This is a genomic window from Dankookia sp. GCM10030260 (genome assembly GCF_042666655.1).
Classification (GTDB): domain Bacteria; phylum Pseudomonadota; class Alphaproteobacteria; order Acetobacterales; family Acetobacteraceae; genus Paracraurococcus.
The window spans coordinates 1-5485 of the sequence record NZ_JBHTDE010000052.1 but is presented as its reverse complement, the minus strand read 5'-3'; the positions used below and the strand labels follow the sequence as shown (position 1 = coordinate 5485).

5 protein-coding genes are annotated in these 5485 nt (G+C 65.3%); 1 reads left to right on the top strand and 4 read right to left on the bottom strand.

From position 1 onward, the window contains the following. Nucleotides 1-131: 131 nt before the first annotated feature. On the bottom strand, nucleotides 132-578 hold the full coding sequence (locus ACFQS7_RS30515) for a hypothetical protein (protein ID WP_380070914.1): 447 nt from the start codon (nucleotides 576-578) through the stop codon (nucleotides 132-134). 173 nt (nucleotides 579-751) lie between these two features. On the opposite strand from ACFQS7_RS30515, the gene ACFQS7_RS30510 reads away from it, so the two are divergent. Beyond that, nucleotides 752-1819 carry a chemotaxis protein CheB gene (locus ACFQS7_RS30510; RefSeq protein WP_380070913.1) on the top strand — a complete coding sequence of 356 codons (1068 nt, stop codon included), beginning with the start codon at nucleotides 752-754 and terminating at the stop codon, nucleotides 1817-1819. A 35-nt stretch (nucleotides 1820-1854) separates the two neighbouring features. Here the strand turns inward: ACFQS7_RS30510 and ACFQS7_RS30505 are convergent, their stop codons facing one another. The 3 genes from ACFQS7_RS30505 to ACFQS7_RS30495 form a co-directional block, all read right to left on the bottom strand. Further along, nucleotides 1855-4104, bottom strand: a complete 2250-nt coding sequence (locus ACFQS7_RS30505) for a CheR family methyltransferase (protein WP_380070912.1) — start codon at nucleotides 4102-4104, stop codon at nucleotides 1855-1857. Nucleotides 4105-4205: 101 nt separating this feature from the next. Beyond that, complete coding sequence (locus ACFQS7_RS30500) at nucleotides 4206-5258, bottom strand: chemotaxis protein CheB (RefSeq protein WP_380070911.1); 1053 nt, start codon at nucleotides 5256-5258, stop codon at nucleotides 4206-4208. 111 nt (nucleotides 5259-5369) lie between these two features. Next, the coding region (locus tag ACFQS7_RS30495; RefSeq protein WP_380070905.1) for a transposase at nucleotides 5370-5485 on the bottom strand (116 nt) is incomplete at its 5' end.

The following is a 5485-nucleotide window of genomic DNA, read 5'->3' as shown; positions in this document are numbered from 1 at the left end:
CGGAGGATTGGCGGACGCGACATGCGGGCTCAGGCGACCTTCGTCGCCAAGCTGTTCGACTTCGCTGCCTGATTTATCTCCTGCTGGAGCCATTCACGGCCCGCTGAAAACTTTGCAACACAACCCCGCTGTCAGTCATCCAAGCCTCGGGCCGGAAAGCTGTCCGGCGTCGCTGTTCTCCGCATCTGCTCGCTGATCTGTCGCTGCTCGTCGGCCGCGGCGCGCTCTTCTGCGTCTCTGGCCCGCAACTGCTCAGTGAGCTGGCGCACCTCCTCAGCCAGTTTGCGCGTCTCCTCGCGCGCGGCGATGGCCTCGGACGCCGCTTTCCTTGCTATCTCAGCGGCGGCACGGACCTCCTCGGCCGTGACACGCAGTTCCTCATCAATCCGGCGCTGATCCTCGTTGGCGGTCCGCTCAGCTTCGGCGCTGGCCTGCCCCGCCGCCGTTGCCTCTCGGCGTGCCTCGGCCGTGTCGCGCTGGTCCTCGCTCCGGCGTCGCTGGCCCTCACCTCGGCATCGCCATGCCTCGGCGTCCTCCGATGCGGTCTGCCCCTTGTCGTCATTCGCCCTGTCCGACATGGCCCGACTTCCTCGCTCGGTCTCGAGTCTCGTCCCCTTGGTGCCCAGCCGGCGGGAGCTTGGGCCCGCCTTTGGCATGGCCAAAGGAAAGGTTCCGGGTAGACGACAGGCCCCACCTCTGTCGACCGGCAAAGAGTGGCCAGGGTATTTTTGTCTTACCGGCATCAGCCGAGATGGCACATGATGCCGCCTGGGCTAAGCCCATCCAGGGCCACGAGGCAGGTATGGTTGAGCCAGGACACGACGTCATCGTCATAGGAGCTTCGGCCGGAGGCGTGGAGGCGCTTCAACGACTATGTGCCGGGCTGTCCAACAATCTGCCCGCGGCGGTGCTGATTGTGCAGCATGTGGCGCCTTCTGCCCGGAGTCTTCTGCCTGACCTACTTGCACGCTGCGGACCAATGCCTGCGGCTCACGCAGTGGATGGGGAGCCATTTCGCCAGGGCCGGATCTACATCGCACCACCTGATCTCCATTTGCTGGTGGCGGCGAACGGGCAGGACCTCCTGGTCCGGCGAGGGCCGTACGAGAACCGGACCCGCCCGGCAGCGGACGCACTGTTCCGCTCGGCGGCGGTGGCCTGTGGTCCCCGTGTGGTGGGCGTGGTGCTGAGCGGCACACTGGATGACGGCACCGCCGGGCTGGTCGCGATCAAACGATGCGGCGGGATCAGCGTGGTGCAGGACCCAAGCGATGCACTCTGGCCGGACATGCCACGCAATGCCCTGCAAGGAGACAGCCCGGATCATAGCGTCGCCCTGGTGAAGATGGCGGCTCTGCTCGGCCAGCTAGCACGCCGCCCGGTCGGTCACGCTGTTACAGTCCCCCCTGAAATGCGCGCTGAGGCGCGGATTGCCGAGCAGGAGCTGGCGGCCATGGTTGAGGAGATTGGGACCATAGGCGCACCATCGCCGTTCGGCTGTCCCGATTGCGGGGGAGTGCTGAACGAGATTCGGGACGGCAAGGTCCCCCGCTTTCGCTGCCAAATCGGTCATGCCTATGGTCCGGAGTCACTGGCCGCAGCTCAGGCCGATGCACTCGAGCACGCGTTGGCCGTCGCGGTGCGCACCCACCGGGACCGGATGGTGCTGTTTCGGCGCATGGAGGCGAATGCCCGCGAACGTGGCCTGCAGCATGTTGCTGCACGCTGGCACCACGCAGCCGAAGAAGCAGAGCAAGCCGCCGCCCTGATCAGCGGTGCGATCGAAAAGCTGCGTGCTGCCCCGGGGCCTGACGCATAACGGCTTTCATGCCGGGAGGGCTGGGCCGCAACTCCTCAGCCGACGGCAGACAGGTGCCGGCGCTCGGAGGTGTCGTGCACGATGGCCAGCAGGATCGGCGGCTGCTCGTCGACGAAGTGCTGCAGGCAGATCTCCGCCGAATACTCACGTCCGCTAGCGGCACGTAAGACGGTCTCGAACACCACTTCCTGACGCTCGCCTGTCAGCAGTGGCGCCACCAAAGCGCGCATCGCCTCGGACCGCACGCCTGGCATGAGGTCGGTGATCGGGGTTCGCTGGAGCTCCGAAAGCGGGTAGCCGAGCTTCTCCTCGGCGCCGCGGTTGACCAGGGTGAAACACAGTGTTTCTGGATTGAGGAAGTAAACCTCATTCAGCGACTGCCCGATAACGCGACCGAGATGGCGGATGTGATCCTCGCTGCCTGCCGCCTTGGTCACGTTCTCCATGACCAGTACCAATCCCTTCGGAGCCCGGGCTTCGCGCAGCAGCGGCAGAATGCGGGCACGAATCCGGACCTGCCGCCCACGACGATCCACCGCCTCCAGCTCCGGCGCCGTCTGTGGTGTCTCGGCAGCGAGAACGCGGTGCAGATCGGTGCGCAGCCGCTGCACCGGCAAACCAATATCGAGGGCAAGAAATTCTTCCCCGACCGCCTCCTCGGTTCTCAAGCCCCAGGCGTTCTCGCACCAGCGATTCCAGGAGATGACCCTAAGGTCCCGGTCCAGCACCACGACGCCCACATCCATGCTGCGCAGGACTGCCTCGGCGTGGTGGCGGAACTCGATGGCCATCTCCGACTGGCGTCGCAGCTCATCGTTGGCTGCTTCCAGCTCGTCATTGGTGGAGCGGAGTTCTTCATTGGAAGTCTCCAGCTCCTCGTTGGTGCTCTGCAGCTCCTCGTTCGTGGTCTCCAGCTCCTCGCGGGTGGATTGCAGCTCCTCGTTGGTGGTCTCCAGCTCCTCATTCGAGGATTGCAGTTCCTCAACGTGGGTCTCGAGGCCCTCCTGCACGGCCTGCAGCTCCTGGCCGAGCTGGTGGACACGGGTAGTATCGGTGAAGGTAAGCAGGGTCGCGAACGGCTGCCCGTCGGGGCCGAAGAGTGGCGTCACCTCAATGGTGAGCCGGACCGGGTCAGCCGCGGACCGGAGGAACTCCTGATGTTCCAGCCGCACGGCGCGGCCCAGGCGCTGCGCCTCCTCGATGCGGCCGCGCAGTTCCACCGGCCGGTAGGAAACCGAGAGGTCCTGAAACAGCTGGCCAAGATCGGCCTCGCCCAGGGCCAAGAGCCGTTTGGCCGCAGGGTTGGCGAAGATCAATGCGCCCTCCAAGCCCACTGCAAGATAGGCCGTGGCAGTGCCATCAACGATGGCCTCCTGCAGTCTGACTTGGGGCAACAACGCCTGCTCGGCGTCGGAACCGCGGGTGAAGGCCAGACTACCGCCGGGGGTGCGGTGCCGGCTGTTCGCAACCTTGCGGAAAACGCGTTGCTTCAGGTTCACCGCCTCGAACAGCCTGGAGCGGGCAAGCTGGGTTTCGGCCTTACCAAGGCAGAGATAACCGCCGTCGCGAAGAGCGTAGTGCAGCCGCGGCAGCACTGTCTCCTGCGTGGCGGCTTCCAGGTAAATCATCAGATTGCGGCAGAGGGTCAGATCAACATGACTGATTGGCGCGTCATGGATAATGTTGTGACGGCCAAATATCACGCAGCGCCGCAGGTCCCGCTGCAGCGTGTAGCGGTCATTGTTCCTCTCGAAGTAGCGCTCCAGCAGTTCAGGTGCCACGCTTTCCACCTCGGCGTCGGTGTAAGTGGCCTGACGCGCGATCTGCAGCGCCGCCTCATCCAGATCCGTGGCGTATATCTTTACGGCGCGGCAGAGTGCTTCGGCACCGCCCATTGCCTCGGCAAAGAGCATGGCCAGGCTGTAGGGCTCCTGGCCAGTGGCGCAGCCGGCACTCCAAATGCGGATGCCTTTGCCGTCCGCCTGATGCTGCGCGACGATGCGCGGCACCACCTCCTGCCGCAAAACCTCCCAGGCTTCCGGGTCGCGGAAGAAGGCGGAGACGTTGATCAGAACCGTATCGATCAGGGCGGCGAACTCTGGAGGGTTCGCTTCCAGCAGAGCGTGATAGGCGGCAAAGCTCTCAGCGCCCACCGCCTTCATGCGCTTGGCGGTGCGCCGGTGCAGACTGGCCCGCTTGTAGCCGCGGAAGTCTATCCCACGATGCTCCTGAACGAAGCGGATCAGGGCCTCGAACTCGGGTTCTGCGCCGTCAGTGTCGGTCATCGTCCGTCCACGTTGTGCTTCGTTCCCGCATAGCAGATCTGGCGGTGTGCATGGGACCATGCCGGTCAGAACAGCCGGTCGCAGCCTCCACCCGCAACGGGTTAGCCCACACTTGGTGTGCCGGCCAAGCCACCCTCGTCATCGTCATCGACTGGCCGCTCCCACCCTTGCTCGAGGAATCTCCGCATCACCCTCGTCCGCTGCTCCGCCTCGCTGACAGCCGCGTCCCAGCGGCCGGCAGACAGAACCTGTCCGCGGCCACGCGCCGCCTCGGCAAGGCGCCGGCACAACTCGGTCCGCTCGTTGAGCACCCGCAGCGCCACTTCCAGCGCTTGATCCATTTGCACAAACTGCGCCTCGCCCATGTCGGGAGCGGCAAAGCGGTGGCCGGTGTGACACTCGAAGTAGGGCAGGCTATCCACCGAGGACTGCCCGACAGCCCCGCCGCAGGTTGGGCAGGTCAGGGTGGTAGGCCGCTTGAGTGTATGTTCACCTTCCATCGTTGTATCTTCCTGCCGTTGCGGCGCGGGAGCCGTACTCGTGCTCCTGAACTCTACCGGCGCCTCTGCGCGCGCCGTGCCGCACAGACGTACCAGCAAATCCGCGATACCGGTCACCGGCAGGCGGTGGCGCACCGAAACGTGCCGCAGAGCGTTGCGCGGCATGTCCGGGCACTCCGCTTCGTTCGGCTCCTGTATGGCCGTGATACCGCCTTGGCGGGCGATCTCAGCCAAGCCGGCGGTGCCGTCGGCGAGCGCGCCTGAGAGCACCACGCCCACCACCCGCGGGCCAAAAGCGCGTGCGGCGGAGCGAAACAGCGGATCAGCAGCGGGACGGGTGCGGTTCTCGGCGGGGCCACGGGATAGCAGCAGGAACACGCCGTCCGGCGCGACCAGCAGGTGGCGGTCAGGGGGCGCGACATAGATCCGTCCTGGTCGGATCGGCTCGCCCTCGACAGCCCAAGCGGCAGGCAGCCGTCCAGCCCGGGTGAGAATTTCGGGTAGCGCGCTGCGCCGAGTACCAATGTGTAGCACGACGAGCAGGGCGGCACCGAAATCATGGGGCAGTTGAGCGACAAGCGTTTGCAGCGCCTCGACCCCACCTGCGGAGGCGCCAATTACCACGGTTGTCGGCCGATTTCCGTCCTCGTTCATGTAGATGCGAACGGCTCATCACTGCTCCGCGCACAAATCACACAGAAAGTTGAGGCAACGTGAGCAATGGGCGAACACCGGCGAGGGCGCATATGATCGGGCTAGGGCCTGTTAGCTCCTGAGCCAATCGAAGGTGGCAGCGAGGGATAGGACGCCGAGGAATGATCGGGCGGTTTTCTCGTAGCGGGTGGCCACGGCGCGCCATTCCTTGAGGCGCGCCCAGAGGT

Bases quoted from the DNA above. Each gene is read 5' to 3' on its own strand.
- ACFQS7_RS30515 (WP_380070914.1), bottom strand. From the start codon at position 578: ATGTCGGACAGGGCGAATGACGACAAGGGGCAGACCGCATCGGAGGAC.
- ACFQS7_RS30510 (WP_380070913.1), top strand. From the start codon at position 752: ATGGCACATGATGCCGCCTGGGCTAAGCCCATCCAGGGCCACGAGGCA.
- ACFQS7_RS30505 (WP_380070912.1), bottom strand. From the start codon at position 4,104: ATGACCGACACTGACGGCGCAGAACCCGAGTTCGAGGCCCTGATCCGC.
- ACFQS7_RS30500 (WP_380070911.1), bottom strand. From the start codon at position 5,258: ATGAACGAGGACGGAAATCGGCCGACAACCGTGGTAATTGGCGCCTCC.